Here is an 18,176-nt window from a genome sequence, read left to right on the forward strand (position 1 = left end):
ACGGGGGCCCCGGATCGGGAGCGACGCGAAAGCCCGGTGAACTCACGTCTCCTCGTCGCCGAAATAGCTCGCCTCGACCGTCGTCTCGATCCCGCCGCGCACGAAGAACTCGGCCTCGATGGTCATCTCGCGCGGATGCACCGCCCCCACCAGGTCGTCGAGGATCCGGTTCGTCACGTCCTCGTGGAACGCCCCGACGTCCCGGTAGCTCCACACGTACAGCTTCAGCGACTTCAGTTCGACGCACTTCGCATCGGGCACGTAGCGGATGTGCAGGTTCGCGAAGTCGGGCTGTCCGGTCTTCGGGCACAGACACGTGAACTCGGGAATCTCGAAGCGGATCTCGTAGTCGCGCCCCGGACGGGGGTTGTCGAAGGTCTCGAGCGTGCGACCCGGCGTGGTGGACATCGACGGTGTTCCTCGGACAAGGAGGGGGATCCCGCAGTGCCGCGGAAGAGTACGCCCGACTCCGCCGGGCGGCAAACCGGGGAGCACCCCATGACCCCGGACGCGAAACGGGAGCTCCCCGGTGGGAGCTCCCGTCGCGTCGGTCCGGAGACCGTTGTCGTGCGTTCGTCGGACTAGTTCAGGCCGACGGTGGCGCCGAGGTACCAGACCAGCGGGTCGTTGTTCCCGAGCGACAGCGTCTTGCCCAGGTTCTCCTTCACGAGCTGGAAGTCGATCCGGACGTTCTCCGTCGGCTGAGCGAACAGACCGGCCGACCAGTCGTAGTCGAAGTCACCGCTGGAGGAGTCGACCGGCTCCCCGTCGTTGGTCTGGCCGTCGAGATCCTCGGTGCTGCTCCGCTCGTACTGACCGGTGACCGCACCCATGATCCCGAAGTGGTCGGAGATCTTCTCCCACGCGGCGACGCGCACACCGGGGATCATGAACGTGGTGTTCGTGACCTCGGAGTCACCGGGCTCGGTCTTCAGGTTGAAGTACGACCCGACGAACTCGACCGACGTCTGACCGTCGACCTCGTTCTTCAGGAAGCGACCGGCGTTGGCCAGGAAGCCGAAGGCGCTCTCGTCGGTGTTGTCGTTCGGGCCACCGCTACCGAACACGAAGCTACCCTGGTAGATGTACAATTCGGTGTCGTAGCGGGCGTTCAGGCTGAAGTTCAGGAAGTCGCCCTCGACCGACTGCACTTCACCACCGGCGAGACTCTCGTCGGTCTCGCTCTGCAGGGTCAGCTCGGTCGAGACATGCAGACCGTTGCCATTGCCCCAGCTCGCCTGCAGACCGTAACCGTAAGCGCTATCTTCGACCGTCTGGTCGTTGTCCGCGCCTGCGGCATCGTTCGTGTTGGTCTCCGCGGCCCACAGGACGTTGACCGCCCAGGCACCGCTCGTCAGCGGCTTGGCGATACCGACGTTGATCCAGGGGTTGTCCAGCGCGTTCAGGTTGTCCGCAGCATCCCCGAACATGCTCGGCATGAAGAAATCGCCCGCGCGATTCCCACCCCAAAGGAAGTTGGCAGCCTGACCACCGAGGTCGGTCCGACCGACCTGCATGTTCAGCCAGAGTTCGTCGTAGGCTTCCCACCAGACGCGGGCACGGCCACCGTCGTCTGCATCACCCACGAGCGACTGCGAAACGAGTTCGGCGCCGGAGCCGTTGTACACGGCCAGGTGCGGCCAGGCGTTCAGGAGAGCCGTGGTGTTGTTGAGCGTGGTCCCGCGCATGCTCGAGTGCGCGGCTTCCGACCCGATGGTCGCGTCGTTGGCGTTGGCCAGGGTCGGCATCGCGACGATGGCCACGATGGCCAGCGTGCGCCAGAAAGCGGACTTCATTGAGCCTGCTCCTTGGTTGATCACCTCGATGCGTCACCGGGTCCGACGGGCGGTCGCTTCCCTCGTTCCGACCGCTTCTTCGCCGGCGACATGACCAGGTCGGGACAACGCGCCGAGCGCCGAGAGCCCTTTCCGGTCGTTCAAGCGCGACACGGTAGTACGAGTGGGGTGGGTGTCAATGCGTTTTCGGATCGTCTCCCCAGGAATCTGCACAAAATCGTTGATCAGATCCTTACCAACACCGATTATGGGAGATTGTTGCGAGAAACCGTCCGCCTCTTCCCGAGCCCGGTCCGCGACGACTCCCCCCGTCCGGTCGACCCCCGCCGGGTCCCGTTCGCCCGACCATGACGCCCAAGGGACGGCCTTCACGCACCGAAGTGATCGGGGTCCTGGCCCTGGCCACCGCCGCATTGGCCCTGCGTTTCGTGCATCTGGATTGGAGCCTCCCGGCGATCGAGGAGGAGGCCCTTCCCACGAAGAAGGCCTTCGGAATGTGGGGCTGGGAGACGGGAACCTTCCAGCTGGACCCCGAGACCGCGGGCTGGCCCTCCCTCTCGTTCTACGTCCACCTCCTGTGGCAATTCGTCTATTACGGGTGGGGGCGACTGACCGGCGACTTCGCCGGCCCGCTCGATTTCTGGGTCTCGCAACAGCTGGATCCCACGCCCCTGATGCTGTGGTCGCGCGGCCTGAGTGCCGTCGTGTCGACGGTGCCGGTGGTCGTGGCCTGGTTCTGGGCACGGCGCTTCGGGCTGAGCGCACCGGGCGCGGCGCTGGCCGCTCTGCTCGTGGGCATCAGCCCCGTCATGGTTCGCCACGCGCAGATGATCGAGCCCGACGCGCTGGTCACCATGCTCGCCGCCCTGGCGATGCTCGCGTTGCCACGTGTGCTCACCCGCGGCTCCACGCGCGACTACGTGGTGGTCGCGATCCTGGCCGGACTCGGTGCCGCGAGCAAGTACACGCCCGTTCTGCTGTGCGTGAGCATCTACGTCCTGCATCTCGTGCGCCTGCGACGTGAAGGGCGATCGCTCGCCGCCCTCGGCCTCGACGACGCGCGGCTGGGATGGGCGGCCCTGGCCAGCGTGCTCACCTTCTGCGTGGCCAGCCCCTACACCTTCGCGAACCTCGAGGTGCTTCGGCGCGATCTCGCCTATCAGCTCATGCACATGAGCGCCGGCCACTTCGGTCACGCCGAGCAGGGGGTGGGCTACATCCACTACCTCACGCGCGTCCTCCCACGCGCGCTGGGCTGGCCGGCGTTCGCGTTGTCGATCGCCGGACTCGTCGTCATGACCCGACGTCGCGGCACCGAAGACATCGCGTGGCTGGCGGCCTTCGTGCCGTACTTCCTGGTGATGGGATCGCTGAGCACGCAGTTCGATCGTTACATGCTGCCGTTGGTGCTGCCGTTGGCGGTGTCGGCGGCGGTCGCGCTCCGTGCTGCCGTCGAACGCTGGCCCCGGACCACCGAACACCCCGTGCCGGCGATCGCAGTCGTCGCCGTGCTCCTCCTCGCGTGGCCGGCGCAGGGTGTCGGACGTTTCCTCGAGGCCCAGGGGCGGACCAGTACCCAACAGGCAGCGGCCGACTGGTTCGCGGCCCAGGCCGGACCCGACACCACCACCGTCGTCACCGAACGATACGGCCCGCATCTGCTCGAAGATCCCAGAACGACCGACGACTACCAGCCGATCTTCGAACGACTCGACGAGGACCAGGCGCAACGCCTCTTCGACCGTCCCTTCTTCGTCTACCAGCTCCTGCCCATGTACTCGGCGCGGGTACACCTGACCGCCTACTACTACGACCTGCGTCACTTCCTGGCCTACGACTACGTGGTCACCTCGGGTGCGGTCCGGCGGCGCTACGAGGGCGAGCCCGAACGCTTCCCGCGGCAGGTCGAGTTCTACCGTGACCTGAGGAAGTACATGGAGGTGGCGGCCGACTTCGCGCCCGGCGACGACCATCGCGGTCCCCGCGTCACCCTGCACCGCTGGACGGAGCAGGGCCGGCGCCAGCTGATCCGTGAACACGGTCGGCCGGACGCCTCGCACTACCGCGCGTGGACCGAGCGCGTGCACGCGCCCGACTTCCTGGCGTTCGCCGAACAGGTGGCGGTGCACGCCGAGCGCGAGGAACGTCATCGGCAGGCGATGACCTACTACCGCATCCTCGGCGAGACGTCCGAGCCCGACCTGCGTCCGTACTGGATCGAGCGTGCGGGGATCGCCGCCGTGAATGCCGACGACCTCCGCCGAGCCACGACCCTCTTCCGGGCGCTGCTCGAACGCGATCCCGGCAACGTGGTCGCCCTGGGCAATCTCGGCTTCGTGGCCGAACGCACGGGCCGGTCGGACGAGGCCCGTACCTGGTACCGCCGCTGCATCGAGGCCGACACCGAGGGAACGGCTTCGCGCTGGGCCCGTCGTCGTCTGGAGGCGATGGACGGCGGAGATCGCCGCTGAGCTCCGACCTCGTCGCTCAGAACTCGCTCTTGAGCGCCCCGAACGAACGCGTCTCGGTGGGAACCACCGTGTCGGCACTCAGCGGCTCGGCATCGAGCTCGATCCACCGCCACTGCGTCGCGCCCATCGACTGGTAGCCGAGCGATCCGAAGACGACCCGCCCGACGCCGAGGGTCCCCGAGCCGTTCCCCCGCGCCCGTAGGACCTCGGTACCGTCGACCCAGACGGTGAGTGTCTCGTCGGGGTCCTCGATCCGCGAGTTCTTGCGGATCCGCAACACCCGCTCGTCGACCAGGGACGCGGGCGCCGACGCAACCCACCGCAACTCACCCCCCGAGCGTTCGGCCACGTCCACGCGATCGTGGTGCAGCTGGACGATGAGCTCCAGTCCCGGTCGACTGACCTCGACCACCGCGCCCTGACCGCCGATGTTGCTGTGGACCTTCACCGCGGCCCGGAACTCCACGGCGTGCTCGGCCTGCAGTTGGCCAAGCATGCCCTGGAAGGCGATGAACCCGTCCCCCATGTTGTCGTTGCAGACCAGGGTACCCTCGTGCAGGAAGGCGTGCGCCGTCCCGATCCGCGACCAGGGCGAGTTCGAGGCGTCGGGGACCTGCGTCATCTCGGTGCGGTCGCCGACCGTCACGAGGTCCTGCGCCCGAGAAGGCGCGGCTGCCGCGAGGGCGACGAACGCAGTGGCGAGGGCGAGGCGAGTGACGGCCTGTCGGTGGCGAAGCCGAGCGAGCGTCGGGAGCCGGCGCATGGACATCGTTTCCGGACGCCCGGCCCCGGTGCGATCGATCGGCGGGGAGAGCCGCCGTCGAACAGATCCGGAGGTGGGCCCGTCCCGGGGGGAGCAAGGTGGTCAGGATGTTACCATTTTCGTGACCACGACGGGAAGCCCCCCGGGATTGCAGAGGGTTGTGGCTCGAAGATTGTGCACTCGCCCGACACCGGGCCGATGCTTCGGACCCGCGAGCGCAAGCGTCACCGGACCGTGACGAAAAAGGCGAAAGAAAACCGTGAACGCGAGCGCTGCTCCCCGTCCGACCGGAACGCACAATCTCGGAGGCACAGAAAAAAAGGAGCGGACCCGCGCGCCAGCGATGGGTCCGCCCCCCTTCCTGTCCTTCCACCCGCGACCAGGAGCAGCAGCCGTGCCACCGGATCCCGGCATTGAAAACCAACGACTTACGCGATCGTCCCTCGGGTCACCGTACGAGGAGGTACGCCAGGCGTACCGTTGCGGAACGCTCGACGGACGCGGCCGCGCTCAGAGACCGATCTCCCGGCCGGCCGTTGCCGACCACTCGACGGCATCGAGGTACGCCCCTCGGATCTCTGACGACTCGAGCCGGCCGAATCCGACCTTCTCCCAGTCGCCGCGTTCGTAGGCGACCACGCACTCGAGGGCCTGTCCCATACGTCCTTCGCGATTCAGCAGGGCGGTGTTCAGATCGCTGGCCAGGGGCAACTGCTCGACGATGTCCTCCATGGACATGTCCAGGAGGGCGTCGAGGGTCGAGAAGAGTCCCGCCGTGAAGTACACGTCGGGATTCGCCACCCCGGCGCGGTCGGCGAGCTGCTCGCACATGCGCGCCCGGACCATGGCCGTGACCATCAACTCGTCGGGCTTGTCGTCGAGAGCGCTCAGGGTGAGAAGGCTGACCCACGCGCGGATGTGGTGCAGCCCGAGCAGCACGAGCGTCTGCCGGATCGACTCGACCTTCTGTGGCAGTCCGTAGAAGGCCGAATTGATCAGACGCAGCAGCTTGTAGCTGAGCGAGAGGTCTTCGCGGATGATCCGCTCGAGCGTGTCGATCTCGACGTGCGGATCCTGCAGTTTGGCCAGCAGCCGCAGAGTGGCCAGGCGGTTGGCCGGGATCCGGTGCCCGCCGACCACGTTCGGCCGGCACAGGAAGTAGCCCTGGAACAGGTCGAAACCCAGGTCCTTGCAGAACTCCAGGTGCTCGGTCGTCTCGACCTTCTCGGCCAGCAGGACCACGTCGAAGGGCCGGACCATCCGGACCTGTTCCGCGATCTCGGAGGGCGACAGGGCCAGCACGTCGATCTTGACGATGTCGGCGATCTCGAGCAGCGGATCGAAGTGCGGCTGGTAGACGAAGTCGTCGAGAGCGATCCGGTAACCGCTCTGGGCGTAGCCGCGGATGCTCTCGATCAGCGGAGCGTCGACCACCTCGTCCTCGAGCAGTTCGAGCACCACGCGGTCGCGCGGAAGCGGCATGTTCTGCGCCGACAGGAAGAAAGTTCGGGTCAGGTTGAGGAACGCGGGCAACTGGCCGACGAGCTGATCGAGCCCCAGATCGAGGAAACTGTCGAGCAGCACGCGGACGCTGGCCTGGTCGCGGTCGGAGAAGTGCGCGGCCTGGTCGTGCGCCTGTTGGCGGAAGAGGAGCTCGTACCCGACCACGTCGAGCTTCAGGTCGAAGATCGCCTGACGCGCGACGAAGGCGTTCGCGAGTGACGAGCCGTTCTGCGATGCGGTCGGTGCGTCCATCCCATGTCCTGGTTCCGGGTCGCGAGAGCCCACCCGACGCCTGCCATTGGCGTGCCAAGCTTGCGCCGAGGGGACCCCGACCCCACACTGCAGGCGCGTTCGCCCCTGATTCGACCCCTCCCGCAGGCCCGGCGGTGGCTCCCGTGCAGTCCTCCCCTCCGCGTTCCCCTGCACCGGCGGTGCTCTGGCTCTTGGCCTTCGTGGCCGTCGTGAGCCATCTGCCGGCCGTGGGGTTCGACTTCGCCCAGGACGACTTCGCCGGCCTGGCGCGGGCCGCGGGCATCCTCGACGTCGAGGGCTGGCCACCCCGCCTGTGGACGAGCACGGTCACGTGGTCGGCACTCTGGCCGGCCTTCGGAAGCGACCCCGGCCCGTACCACGGGCTCTCGCTGATTCTGTTGCTGGGGATCGCGGTGTTCGCGGCCCGCCTGGCCCACCGGCTCGGCGCGGGAGACGCGGGTGCCGCCGTGACCGGCTTCCTGACCCTCCTCGGCCCCACCACCGTCCTCCCCGTGGCGTGGGTGAGCGCCGCTGCGGAGCTGTGGGCCGTGCTCTTCGCGCTCGTCGCCCTCGACCTGTGGATCACGCCGGGTCGCGGGATCCGGCCGCTGGCGGCCGGCGTGGCGGCAGCCCTGTCGGTGCTCTCGAAGGAGCCCGCACTCGGGCTCTTCCTTCTGCTGCCACTGGCGTCGCGCTGGTTCGTCGACGAAGAGCCCGCACCCACGCGGCGAGGCCGTGCACTGGTGGTGACCGCGCTGGCCATGCTCGCCGTGATCGGCGCGCTGCAGATCCGCTCGGCCTTCGCGCACGGACCGGGCGATCCCTATGCCCTCGGGGGCGTGGCCGACGTCGCCGGAAACCTTCTGCGATCTCTGGGGTGGGCGGTGTGGCCGTGGCCGGGGTCGATTCCGCCGGGATGGCTGGCGCGGATCCTGGGAGGGATGGTTCTCGCCGTGGTCGGCGTCCTCGCCGTCCGGCGGGCCCGCCGGGACGATCCCCGGGTCCTCTTCCTCGGCCTGCTGGCCCTCGTGTCGCTCGCTCCGACGGTGGTCCTGCGCGACCACCAGTACACCTACTACGCGCTGCTCGCGAACGTGGCCGTCGCAGCGATCTTCGGCCTGGAGATCGGTCCGAGGATCGACCGCCGACTGCGGTCGACGACACCTCGTGGGGCGGCGCTGGTCGGCGCGTCGGTGCTCGTGGGCGCCGCCTCGATCGTCGGTGTCTCCGCGCGCGTCCACGCGCGGGGCGAGGACGGCCTGCTGGTCGATCCGATCCTCCGTCGTAGCTCGATCGTCGCCGACGTACGAGCGCAGATCAGCGACCTGCGCCGGGCCCGTCCGTCGCCGACGGCAATCGGTGTCCTCCAGGCCGCGCGCACCGCCGACCCGCCCGACCCCGAGGCCTCTCGCGACCGGCTCGTGTTCATCGGCACCCCGATCTACCTGTCGCTGCAGGGCGATCGCGGTCTCGGAATCCTCTCCGGCGAACGGCTCGACGCACGCTGGATCGGCCACATCGACGACGTCCCGGGGGGCGGATTCGTGTTCCTCGATGCCGGGGACGCCGTCCTTCGCCCGCTCGGGCCGCCGGACAACGCGCGGATCTACGCCGCGATGATCGCGGTGGCCGGCGGGCAGTTCGCGCGGGCTCGCCACGAGCTCTGGAGTGTGATCAGCGAGCAGGGAACGCGCGTTCGCTTCGCCTTCGACCCCGCGAACCTGCCGATCCGCCCCGAGGAGCTGGACGCCGAAGCTCCCGTGTTCGCCCGGGAACTGGCGGAAGCCGCCGAGGCCGATCCGACCGACGGCCGGATCCTGCGTCTGTTCGAACAGATCTACGAGCAGGTGCGGGGACGGGAGCTGGTGCGGGATCTCGACGTGCCGCTGCGGGCACCGCGCTTCGATCAGTGATCGGACGGGACGATCACGGGTAGACTGCGCTCGCGCATCCCGCACACGACCTCGCAGTGGTCGCCGCGATCCTCCCCGTCGATCTGGACCGCCAGGTCGTCCTCGCAGCGCACGCGGACGTGCGTCCCACGGTGCACCCGGACTCCCTTGTCGGCCTGTTCCCGCGGGAGGAGCGGACCCGCGAGGACGCTGATCGATTGCTCGAGGGTCCGGGCCTTCATCACCGCCACGTCGAGATGGCCGTCGGTCCCGTCGGCACTCTCGGGGTAGACGAAGGGGCCGATCATGGTTCCGAAGTTCGCGACCATGACCGACGCGCCGCGCTCGGAGATCGTGTGGCCGTCGACCTCGAGCTCGAAGTCGTGGTGTTGCACCGGAAGGTTCCTCGCCACCGAGACCAGGTAGGCGAGCTTGCCGACCTGCTGCTTGAGACGGCGGTCGGCTTCGCGGATCACGCGGGCATCGAGTCCCATTCCGACGCCCAGCACGAAGGGCTCGCCGCCGAGCGTCCCGACGTCGACGCGCCGTACCTCGCCGTGGCGCAAGGTGGCCAGGGCTCGATCGAGTCGCGGGGACAGCGACATCCGCTGGGCCAGGACGTTCCCGCTGCCCCGCGGGACCACCAGGAGTGGCCGGTACCCGCCGACGAGTTCGCGGGCGGCCGATTGCACCGTTCCGTCGCCCCCGATCACGACGACCGGCTCGTCGCCGGGATGTTCGGCGATGATGCGATCGGCCCCGCGCTCGGGCGTGGTCTCGTGCCAGACGGGTTCGAGCCCCGCGCGCTCCAGGGCGCGGCGGAGTCGGTCCCGTTCCAGCACGCGCTGCGCATGGGCTCCGGCCACCGGATTGATCACCACCAGGGCCGAGGTGGTCGCGGTCATGGGCTTCCCCCGTCGAGTGACGGAGATACGATCGACTCGGGAACGGTCCGGGGCAACGCCGGATCGCATCTGGTCGCTGCTCGGGCGGCGGGGTCTTAGGTTGTCGGCTCCGTCCGTACCTCCTCGCGACCCGCGAGCCGCGTGCCGGCACGCTCTTCGATCTTGGGCCCGATCCTCCATCTCGACGACGCCACCAGCTGGCGCGGTGGCCAGCAGCAGGTCCTCTACCTGCACCAGGGCCTGCGCGCGGCCGACGTCGACTCGCGTGTGGTGTGCCGCCAGGGCTCGGCCCTGCACGAGCGCCTGCTAGAGGAGAGACTCCCCCACTACGCGCTCGAGCACATGAGCGCGCACGACCTCGTGGTGGCCCGGACCCTGGCCCGCATCGTCGGCGACCATCCGCAGTCCATTCTCCACGCCCACACCTCGCACGCCCACGAGCTCGCATTGTGGGCCCATCGTCTCGGCGCGCGGAGTCCCGTCGTGGTGTCGCGCCGCGTCGACTTCCCCGTGGCGCGGACGTGGTGGAGCGGCCGCAAGTACCGCAGCCGACGGGTCAGCCGCTACCTGGCGATCAGCAGTGCCGTCGAGCAGGAACTGCGTCGCGCCGGGATCGAAGACGCTCGGATCCGGCGCGTGCCGAGCGGCATCGATCTCACACGCTTCGAGAACCTCGAGCCCGACCACGACTGGAAGCGTTCGCTGGGGCTGGAACCCGGCGAACTCCTGTTCGGCAGCATCGCGGCCCTGGCCGACCACAAGGACCAGTCCACACTGCTGCGTGCCTTCGCACGGTTCCGCGATCGCGGGGGGTCGGGACGACTCGTCGTGATCGGCGAAGGCGAGCTGCGAGGACCCCTGGAGGCCCAGCGACGCGAACTCGGCCTGGACGACGTGGTCTCGTTCCCTGGCTTCACCCACGACGTGTTGCCCCGCCTGGCCGCATTCGACATCTTCGTGCTCACCTCCAAGAAGGAAGGGCTGGGGACGAGCATCCTCGACGCCATGGCCGCCGGCCGGCCCGTGCTTGCCACCCGCGCCGGAGGCATCGTCGACGCCGTGGTCGACGGGGAGAGCGGCCGGCTGTGTCCGGTGGGCGCCGTCGATGCGATCGCCGACACCATGGTCGAGCTGCAGGCGAGCGCCGCCCTGCGCCAACGCCTGGCACACGGAGCGCGGCAACGGGTGAAGGACTTCGACGTGCGGTCGACCGTCGAGCGCACCCGCGCGGCCTACGCCGAGATCCTCGAGGATCCCGCCGGATCATGAACACGGACGACCGCCCCTACCGGCAGGTGGCTGCCGCACACGGATGGGTGCTGGCCGCGCTCCTGGTCCTGGCCGTGTGCACCTTCGCGTTGCTCACCGACCGCGCCTCCGACGCCGCCTTCGTCGTCGCGCTGCTGGTGGCGTTCTCCCTGTTGCTCACCCACAGCGTCGAGATCCGGGTGGAGGTCCGCGACGTCGAGATCCGCATGGGCAATGGCTGGCGGCGGATCCGGCTGGCACTCGACGACGTCGAGGACTGGCGCGTGGACGCGGACGCCCGCGTGTGGGGAGCCGGGCGACGTGACCCCACCGGAGGTCGCCGTTTCGGCCTGGGTGCGCCGGAGACGCTGCTGCTGCACACCCGCGGCGGCGACGTGTACGTGGGCCTGGTCGACGCGGGCGAGGCGGCCGCGGCGATCGACCGTCGACGACGGGCCCTGGGCGAGGACGATCCCGACGCCGAGGTCCCGTGATGAACGAGAGACACGCCGGAGGCCGGACGACCTTCCTCACCGCCGCGGGCGCCGCGGTGCTGGGTTTCGTCGTGGCACTCGGCTTCCTGCGCCAGGGTCTGGACCTGCAGGGCGAGGGCTTGTGGCTGCTGGGCACACGGATCCTGCTCGATGGCGAGGACCTGCACTCGAACCTGCGGACCGGCGACCCTTCCTTGCGCTATCACGTACTCGCCGCCTGGATGCGCGTCTTCGGCGAGTCGGCCTTCGCCCTGGCCACGCTGCGCGCGACCGCCCACGGTCTTGCCGTCGCGGCGGCCGTGGGCATCGCCGTCCGCCGACTGGGCGTCACCGCCGGCGGCGCAGTCTTCGTGGCGATGATCGCCGCTTTGGCGCTTCCAACCCCCGCTCTGGTGGGGTGGATCGTGGCCGGAACCGTAACCTTGGCCCACCCCCGATGGCCCACGATCGCCGCGGCGGTGGCCGGAATCGGCGTGGGAGCGCTGTTCCTGATCGACCCGCGCTGGAGTCCGGTGGCGCTGACGGTCGTCCTGACTGCCTGGACCGCATCGGGCATCGGTCGGGACCGCCGACCCGCGGGCTTCGCCCTGGGTGTCGTCGCGGTGCTCGGACTCGCCCTCGTGTCGACGGCCCTGGCTGCGGAGCCGGGCATCGCGCTGCGACAGAGCTTCTCGGTGCCGCTCGCCACGATGGGTGAGACCGTCGACCCCTTGCGCTTCGCGCGGAACGCCTGGAACGCCACCTGGCTGGACCTGCCCTTCGCCGGTCTGCGAGCGACCGGCGAGGCCCTGGGTCCGGCGTGGCCGGGTCACGAGACGACCCGTGCCCTCGCTCTGCGGGGTATCGTACTCGCCGTCGTCGCCTCGACCGTCCTGGCGATGGCACGCCTCGTCAGCCATCGATCGGTCCCACGGGTCCGGTGGGGCGCGGGCTTCGTGCTGGCGGCCGTGCTGGTCCTTCTCCTGCGCGGCGACGTGCCCAGCTTCCGTGCAGCCGCACCGATGGTGGTCCTCGGCGCGCTCGCCGTCGTGCCCGGTGGCCGCGTCCGGGTGCTCGCTGTGGTCGGCGCGCTCCTGCTCGCCCCGCTGGCCCTCGAACCCGTCTGGATGGCCGCGAATCGCGACCGTGAAGGGCTGCGCACCTACCACGAGAACGCGCGGGCGGGCGTGGACCTCGACGCAGCGCGCATCCACCGTCTGGCATCGATGGGCCAGGTCCTCGATCCCGGAACCCGCGAGAGCCTGCTCGTTTGGCCTGCCCTGCCCGGAGTCCACTGGCTGCTCGGGACCGAACCGGCCACGCCCTTCGTCGACGTGCCCGAGGGTGCGACCGCCGACGCCGTCGCCGTCCGGTCGCTCCGTGATCGTCCGCCCCGTTACGTTCTGTTCGGGTTCTCCCGTCCGCTGCTCGGGCACAACATGATCGAGGCGATTCCCGACACCTGGAATCATCTCCGCGAGGACTACCGCCTGATCGGACGCGTGCTCGCCGGCGACGAGAACCTCCGGGTGCTCGGCCCGGCCCGCAGAGTCCGGCCCGGCAACGACCGTATGGCGAACCAGCTCCCGATGGTCGAGCTGACGGTGTCGAACGACCGCAGCCCCGCCCTGCGCGAGGAGTTCACCGTGGGTCAGGGATTCCGCACCCACGGTCGTGACGTCGAAGGCTTCGCCTTCCGCGCGCGAACCAATGCGAACGGGGTCGCCCTCCGGCTCCGGGTCAACGTCTGGGAAAGGGTGGGCGGCGAGTACGACACCCTGCTCGAGTCCGAGGACGTCGAGACGGTGATCGAGCAGGACGGCGAGGTCGTCTTCGTCGAGTACCCCGTCCCCGACAGCGCGGATCGTGACCTCGCGATCCTGATCGAGGCGCTCGAGACCCCGAGCGACGAAGTCCGCCTGGACTGGCGCAGCGACGACGATCCCCGTGAGCCCGGTGATCTCTACCCCGAGGGAGACGCGATCCTCGGCCTCACCCCCGTCGACGCCGATCTGTACTTCCTCGTCTACTGATCCACGCCGTCGCCCGCGGAGAAGCGGGCGAAGGGATCGGTTCCCTCGATGGCTCTGCGCAGGAAACTCGGCAGCGCGAAGCACGCGGTCTGGATCCGGCGATTCCAGTACCGCGTGCTCGACTCCAGGGCGCTCGCGCGCACGTCGTCCACCGGAGGACCGGGACGTCGGTCCCCACTGGCCCAGGTCCAGCTCCAGGTACCCGCCGGATAGGTCGGGATGCTGCCCCAGTACAGCTCCGTGACGTCGAAGACCGCGCGGATCTGCGACTCGATCGCCCCGATCACCTTCGCGTTGGCGAAGGGCGACTCGGTCTGCGCGCACATCACGCCGCCGGGACGCAGTGACCGGCGAACCTTCGCGTAGAAGTCCTCCTGGAACAGACCCACCGCCGGACCGATGGGGTCGGTCGAGTCGACGATGACCAGGTCGAAGGAGTCGGCGTGGTCCTCCACGTAGGCGACGCCGTCGTCGAAGACGAGTTCCACGCGCGGATCGGCCACCACCGCGGGCACCCAGTCGAAGAAGCGCTCGCTGACTCGGGTGACGCGCTCGTCGATCTCGCACTGCACCACCCGCTCGACGCTCGGGTGCCGTAGCACCTCGCGCACGCAGCCGCAGTCGCCCCCACCGATCACGAGGACCGAGCGCGGCGACTGCATCGTGCTGAGCGGCACGTGCGTGAGCATCTCGTGGTACACGAACTCGTCGCGCTCGGTGACCATCATCAGGTCGTCGAGCGTGAGGAAGACGCCGTGGAAGCCCGACCGGTACACGTCGATCTTCTGGTACGGACTGCGCTCCGAGTGCAGGTGCTCGTCGACCCGCAACGACAAGCGTGTCGAGCCCTGGTCCTCTTCCACGAACCAACCGTCGCGCAGACCGCCGGTGTTCGGGGTCATGCGGACGTCGTCGTCGCGCGACGATCCGTCGTTCACGCCGCCGCACCCTGACGCCGGGCGGTGCTCCCGGGCGTCACCGTCTCGGTCTTCGCCGGCACGTACTCGTGCAGCGGTGCGGTGCGGGTGATCACCTGCACGTCGTCGGCGGCGATGGTCTGTTCGGCGTCGAAGTCCTCGGGCAGGCCCCGCAGGATCTCCTGCACCCGACTGCTGCCGGCCCGCAACCGTTGCGCCAGGAGCTCGAAGCCCCGGCGCGGATCGAGACCACCACAGGTGTAGATGTCGACCGCCACGTAGCCGTTCTCCGGCCAGGTGTGGATCGACAGGTGCGACTCGGCGATCACGACCGTGCCGCTCAGACCCTGCGGCTCGAAACGGTGGAAGGCCTCGCCGATGACGGTCGCACCGACGGCGGTGGCGGCGTCGAGCATGGCGCGGCGCACCGTGTCGACGTCGTCGAGAACGTGGAAATCGCAGTCGTAGTACTCGGCGATCAGATGGCGCCCGATGGTCTTCAACTATCACTCTCCCCGACGGCCCGCACCTGCGTGCGAGCGCAATGCCGGATCGCTCCGGCGAGGCTCGAGGCGACCGGAGCGTCATTTCCGGCCGCGGGGACGCGTGAGGAATCGCCAGTCGACTCCCCTTCCGTGTGACCGCCGGCGACGCCGGCGGCGATTCCGTTGTTCACGGAGTGCGATTCAGGACTGGCGAGAGCTCCGGTGCGCGGGGCACGCGGAGGGGCGGACCAGTCCCCCCTGTCGAGGTAGCGCCCGGGTCGGACCCCGGAGGAAGACCGGCTACGACGGCAGGGTGGAGCCGATCGGACGACCGGCCTGGAAACGAACCTCCCGGACCGTCGAGCGCTTCCGCAGAAGCGCAGCGGACCCGCCGTTCTGCAGCAGCACAGGGTAGGAACGTCGATCCGGCGTTGTCAAGACGACGCGGGCACCGAACACGCATCGAGATCGTGAAGTGCGTCCTCGAGCGTGGCCTCGTCGATCTCGCCGAGGTGGCCGATCCGCAGGTACCGATCCCGGGTCTGACCGTATCCGGCCCCGATCCACCAACCGCGCTCGCGCATGGCGGCGAGCGTGGCCGCCACGTCGAAACCATCGTAGCGGACCACACTCACGATCGGGCTGCGGAATCCCGCGCGGGGCAGGAAGTCGAAGCGGCCGGCGGCCCACTCCTCGACCCGGGCCTGCAGCCGTTGGTGCCGCTCGTAGCGCGCGTCCGGAGTCTCGGTGTCGATACGGTCGAGCTCGGCTCGTAGCTGGTAGAGCAAGGAGAGAGGCGGCGTGGCCGGGGTCTCGTCGCGACCCAGGGCTTCCGTATGGCGCACGAAGTCGAAGTAGAAGCCGCGACCCGCGGCGGTCCGGGCCCGTTCGACCGCTCGTTCGGACACCGAGCAGAGTGTCAGCCCGGGCGGGAGCGCCAGGGCCTTCTGCGATCCCGCGAAGCACACGTCGACGCCCCACGCGTCGAGACACAGTTCGACGGCGGCCATCGAGGTGACCGCGTCCACGAGGAACAGCGTGTCGTCGTGACGACGAACCACTTCGGCCAGCGTGGGCAGGGGATTGAGCACCCCTGTCGAGGTCTCGCTGTGCACCACCGTGACCGCCGTGTAACGGCGGCGGTTCAGGGCCCCGTCGAGCGCCGCGGGTGTGATCGGCTCTCCCCACTCGACCTCGAGATGGTCCCCCTCGAGCCCGCAGGCCTCCCGGACCGCCGACCAGCGCGCGGAGAAGGCGCCGTTCACGCAGTGGAGCACCGGACCGGTACCGAGATTGCGCATGGTCGCTTCCATGGCGCCCGTGGCCGAGCACCCGAGCGGCAGGACCGCCGCCCTGGTACCGATCATGCGCCCGACGCGTGTGCTCACGTCGCGGATCAGGGCACGGCTCGCCGCACCCCGATGGCCGATCATCGGACTGGTCGCAGCGGCCGCGACGTCGGCGTGCACCTCGGTCGGACCGGGAATCAAGAGGACGGGATGCGACGGTGTGGGTGGGCGCACGATGATTCAACCGCCGCGTGGAGCCCGCAACTTCTCGATCGCGGCGCCGATCGCCGCCTGCGTCGTTTCGTCGAACCAGCGGTCGACGAAATCGGCGTCGTCGGGCCTCGCCCGTTCCATGGCCTCGAGCGTCGGGGCGTGCAGGCGCCGTTTGATGTCGGCGAAGGCGGCCTCGCTCGGCGTCCACGTCACGATCTCCTCGAGACACTGGTCCAAGAGCTCCTCGGGCTCGACCACCGTGTCGACCAGTCCCATGTCCTGCGCCTTGAACGTCGGGTAGAGGGCGCCTCCGTACACGACCTTCTCGAGCACCGGACGCGGCAACGGATACCGCAGCATCTCGATGTTCGACGGCGGCACGATCAATCCGAGCTGGCTCTCGGTCAGGCCGATCTTGCCCTTGCCCTCGGCCATGATCCGCTGGTCGCAGGCCAGCGCGAGCAGAGCGCCTCCGGCCACGGCGTGACCGTTGATCGCAGCGATGGTCGGACGCGGGTGGTCGAAGAGGGCCACCAGTGCATCGCCGAGCGCCTGCACCAACCGTGCGATCTCCTCGCGGTCGGCGTTCTCCAGCGCCAACAGGTCGAGGCCCGCGCTGAACATCGAGCCATGGCCGGTGAGGATCAGACCTCGGTGTGGCTGGGCGGCTTCCTCGCCGAGTGTGGCGACCAGCGCGCCGAGCAGATCGGTGTCGAGGGCGTTCGCCGGACCGTGGCGAAGGGTCAGGACACGGGCGTCGCCATGGGTGGTGCGTTCGATCATCGAGTTCTCCTCAATCCTCGTGGTGGGCCGGATTCTCGCCCGGCCGGGTTCCTCGTCGTTCGCGCAGTGCGATCAGGGCTTCTTCACGCCGCGCCACCGTATCGGGCGCGAACCAGCGATCGAGCCAGCGATCCATGCCGCCGGTGTCGATCGAGCGCAGTCGCTCGATCGCGGGTCGCCGGAGCCTGGCCTTGGTCGCTGCGAAGGCGCCGGCCGACGGCGCGTTCAGCGCACCTGCACGCTCCCGGGCGCGCTCGACCAGCCGGTCGGACTCGACGAGTTCGTCGATCCAACCGAGTTCGTAGGCGCCCGCGTCGGTGTGGAGCCGTCCTTCGTACAGCAGGCTCTGCCGGGGCCGTGGCGCCAGCTGGTGGCGCAGAACCTCCACCGCCGCGTCGGGATAGGCAACTCCCAGCTGCACCCCGTGCACACCGAAACGCCCGGCTCCGTGGGCCATCAGCCGCACGTCGGCACAGAAGGCCAGAAGTGCCCCGCCGGCGAGAGCGTGTCCACCGATCGCCGCGATCGTGGGTGCCGGATGCGCGAAGGCAGCGGCCAGAGCACGGTGGAAGGCGATCATGAGTTCACGCATTCCCCCCCGATCGTGACGAGCAGCGTCCTCCAGGTCGAGTCCGGTGCAGAACGACGTCCCCTCGGCTCGGATCACCACCGGCGGCGCAGCGTCGCCATCGAGATCGTCGAAGACACGCTCGAGCTCGCGGAGCAACACACCGTCCAGCGCGTTGCCACGACCGCGGACGAGAATCAGTTCGACGACGCCGTCGCGTCGGACCCATTCGAGGTTGCGCATGCGGGGACCTGGGGTGGGGGGGTGTGCGGGCGATCCGTTCAGGCTACCGTCGACACCCCTCCGAATCCAGTTGGTTGTGCCTCGATGATTGTTCATGGCCCCGGATTCGCAAGGATCCGGGGTCATGCGTACCAATCGACCGACGAACGGTTGGACGCCTCCCCACTGCCCCAACCGTAACTGCAAGTACCACAATCATTCCGGCGGCCCGTGGCCCTTCCATCGCCGTGGCTCCTATGTCCGCCCCGGTGACGGTCGACGTGTCCCGCGTGCGGTATGCAGGACATGTGGCCGGTGTTTCTCCGCGCAGACATTCTCCACCACCTACTGGCTCAAGCGCCC

General features: G+C 69.1%; 15 protein-coding genes. 5 read left to right on the forward strand and 10 right to left on the reverse strand.

All coding sequences use genetic code 11. From position 1 onward, the window contains the following. Window positions 1–42: 42 nt before the first annotated feature. Together queF and VKA86_10065 are read right to left on the reverse strand one after the other, a co-directional pair. On the reverse strand, window positions 43–408 hold the full coding sequence (gene queF / locus VKA86_10060) for a preQ(1) synthase (protein HKK71550.1): 366 nt from the start codon (window positions 406–408) through the stop codon (window positions 43–45). 173 nt (window positions 409–581) lie between these two features. Continuing rightward, window positions 582–1,796, reverse strand: coding sequence for a hypothetical protein (locus VKA86_10065; protein ID HKK71551.1), 1,215 nt, complete (start codon window positions 1,794–1,796; stop codon window positions 582–584). 347 nt (window positions 1,797–2,143) lie between these two features. Between VKA86_10065 and VKA86_10070 the strand changes: the two genes are divergently transcribed. Beyond that, window positions 2,144–4,267, forward strand: coding sequence for a glycosyltransferase family 39 protein (locus VKA86_10070; protein ID HKK71552.1), 2,124 nt, complete (start codon window positions 2,144–2,146; stop codon window positions 4,265–4,267). 16 nt (window positions 4,268–4,283) lie between these two features. Here VKA86_10070 and VKA86_10075 read toward each other — a convergent pair whose 3' ends face one another. Both VKA86_10075 and VKA86_10080 read right to left on the reverse strand, forming a co-directional pair. Then, entirely contained in the window at window positions 4,284–5,030 is a 747-nt protein-coding gene (locus VKA86_10075; protein HKK71553.1) for a hypothetical protein, read from the reverse strand. Window positions 5,031–5,540: 510 nt separating this feature from the next. Further along, entirely contained in the window at window positions 5,541–6,785 is a 1,245-nt protein-coding gene (locus VKA86_10080; GenBank protein ID HKK71554.1) for an HDOD domain-containing protein, read from the reverse strand. A gap of 143 nt (window positions 6,786–6,928) precedes the next feature. Between VKA86_10080 and VKA86_10085 the strand changes: the two genes are divergently transcribed. Beyond that, a complete protein-coding gene (locus VKA86_10085) occupies window positions 6,929–8,698 on the forward strand; it encodes a hypothetical protein (GenBank protein ID HKK71555.1) in 1,770 nt (589 codons plus the stop codon). On the opposite strand, the gene VKA86_10090 is transcribed toward VKA86_10085, so the two are convergent. After that, window positions 8,692–9,582 (reverse strand): diacylglycerol kinase family protein, encoded by an 891-nt coding sequence (locus tag VKA86_10090; protein ID HKK71556.1) that lies wholly within the window; start codon window positions 9,580–9,582, stop codon window positions 8,692–8,694. The genes VKA86_10085 and VKA86_10090 overlap by 7 nt on opposite strands. Window positions 9,583–9,744: 162 nt before the next feature. Between VKA86_10090 and VKA86_10095 the strand changes: the two genes are divergently transcribed. Genes VKA86_10095 through VKA86_10105 form a run of 3 tightly spaced genes read left to right on the forward strand, consistent with a single transcriptional unit; the run spans window position 9,745 to window position 13,336 of the window. Next, window positions 9,745–10,851 (forward strand): glycosyltransferase, encoded by a 1,107-nt coding sequence (locus tag VKA86_10095; GenBank protein HKK71557.1) that lies wholly within the window; start codon window positions 9,745–9,747, stop codon window positions 10,849–10,851. After that, the gene (locus VKA86_10100; GenBank protein HKK71558.1) at window positions 10,848–11,324 is read left to right on the forward strand and encodes a hypothetical protein; all 477 of its coding nucleotides are present in this window, start codon (window positions 10,848–10,850) and stop codon (window positions 11,322–11,324) included. The genes VKA86_10095 and VKA86_10100 overlap by 4 nt, the downstream gene beginning before the upstream one ends. Next, window positions 11,324–13,336, forward strand: a complete 2,013-nt coding sequence (locus VKA86_10105; GenBank protein ID HKK71559.1) for a hypothetical protein — start codon at window positions 11,324–11,326, stop codon at window positions 13,334–13,336. Before VKA86_10100 ends, VKA86_10105 begins: the two co-directional genes overlap by 1 nt. Here VKA86_10105 and speE read toward each other — a convergent pair. From speE to VKA86_10130, 5 genes are all read right to left on the reverse strand, one after another. Then, on the reverse strand, window positions 13,330–14,274 hold the full coding sequence (gene speE / locus VKA86_10110; GenBank protein HKK71560.1) for a polyamine aminopropyltransferase: 945 nt from the start codon (window positions 14,272–14,274) through the stop codon (window positions 13,330–13,332). The two genes, VKA86_10105 and speE, sit on opposite strands and share 7 nt — an antisense overlap. Next, the gene (speD, locus tag VKA86_10115) at window positions 14,271–14,756 is read right to left on the reverse strand and encodes an adenosylmethionine decarboxylase (protein HKK71561.1); all 486 of its coding nucleotides are present in this window, start codon (window positions 14,754–14,756) and stop codon (window positions 14,271–14,273) included. Before speD ends, speE begins: the two co-directional genes overlap by 4 nt. 416 nt (window positions 14,757–15,172) lie before the next feature. Then, complete coding sequence (locus VKA86_10120) at window positions 15,173–16,261, reverse strand: alanine--glyoxylate aminotransferase family protein (GenBank protein ID HKK71562.1); 1,089 nt, start codon at window positions 16,259–16,261, stop codon at window positions 15,173–15,175. Between the two features lie 6 nt (window positions 16,262–16,267). After that, window positions 16,268–17,023, reverse strand: a complete 756-nt coding sequence (locus VKA86_10125; GenBank protein ID HKK71563.1) for an enoyl-CoA hydratase/isomerase family protein — start codon at window positions 17,021–17,023, stop codon at window positions 16,268–16,270. A gap of 10 nt (window positions 17,024–17,033) precedes the next feature. After that, window positions 17,034–17,834 (reverse strand): enoyl-CoA hydratase/isomerase family protein, encoded by an 801-nt coding sequence (locus VKA86_10130; GenBank protein ID HKK71564.1) that lies wholly within the window; start codon window positions 17,832–17,834, stop codon window positions 17,034–17,036. Window positions 17,835–18,176 lie beyond the last annotated feature (342 nt).

Source organism: Candidatus Krumholzibacteriia bacterium (genome assembly GCA_035268685.1).
GTDB lineage: Bacteria > Krumholzibacteriota > Krumholzibacteriia > JAJRXK01 > JAJRXK01 > JAJRXK01.

Excerpts from the sequence above, each read along its gene's own strand:
- queF (HKK71550.1), bottom strand. The coding sequence starts at position 408 with ATGTCCACCACGCCGGGTCGCACGCTCGAGACCTTCGACAACCCCCGT.
- VKA86_10065 (HKK71551.1), bottom strand. The coding sequence starts at position 1,796 with ATGAAGTCCGCTTTCTGGCGCACGCTGGCCATCGTGGCCATCGTCGCG.
- VKA86_10070 (HKK71552.1), top strand. The coding sequence starts at position 2,144 with ATGACGCCCAAGGGACGGCCTTCACGCACCGAAGTGATCGGGGTCCTG.
- VKA86_10075 (HKK71553.1), bottom strand. The coding sequence starts at position 5,030 with ATGCGCCGGCTCCCGACGCTCGCTCGGCTTCGCCACCGACAGGCCGTC.
- VKA86_10080 (HKK71554.1), bottom strand. The coding sequence starts at position 6,785 with ATGGACGCACCGACCGCATCGCAGAACGGCTCGTCACTCGCGAACGCC.
- VKA86_10090 (HKK71556.1), bottom strand. The coding sequence starts at position 9,582 with ATGACCGCGACCACCTCGGCCCTGGTGGTGATCAATCCGGTGGCCGGA.
- VKA86_10100 (HKK71558.1), top strand. The coding sequence starts at position 10,848 with ATGAACACGGACGACCGCCCCTACCGGCAGGTGGCTGCCGCACACGGA.
- VKA86_10105 (HKK71559.1), top strand. The coding sequence starts at position 11,324 with ATGAACGAGAGACACGCCGGAGGCCGGACGACCTTCCTCACCGCCGCG.
- VKA86_10125 (HKK71563.1), bottom strand. The coding sequence starts at position 17,023 with ATGATCGAACGCACCACCCATGGCGACGCCCGTGTCCTGACCCTTCGC.
- VKA86_10130 (HKK71564.1), bottom strand. The coding sequence starts at position 17,834 with ATGCGCAACCTCGAATGGGTCCGACGCGACGGCGTCGTCGAACTGATT.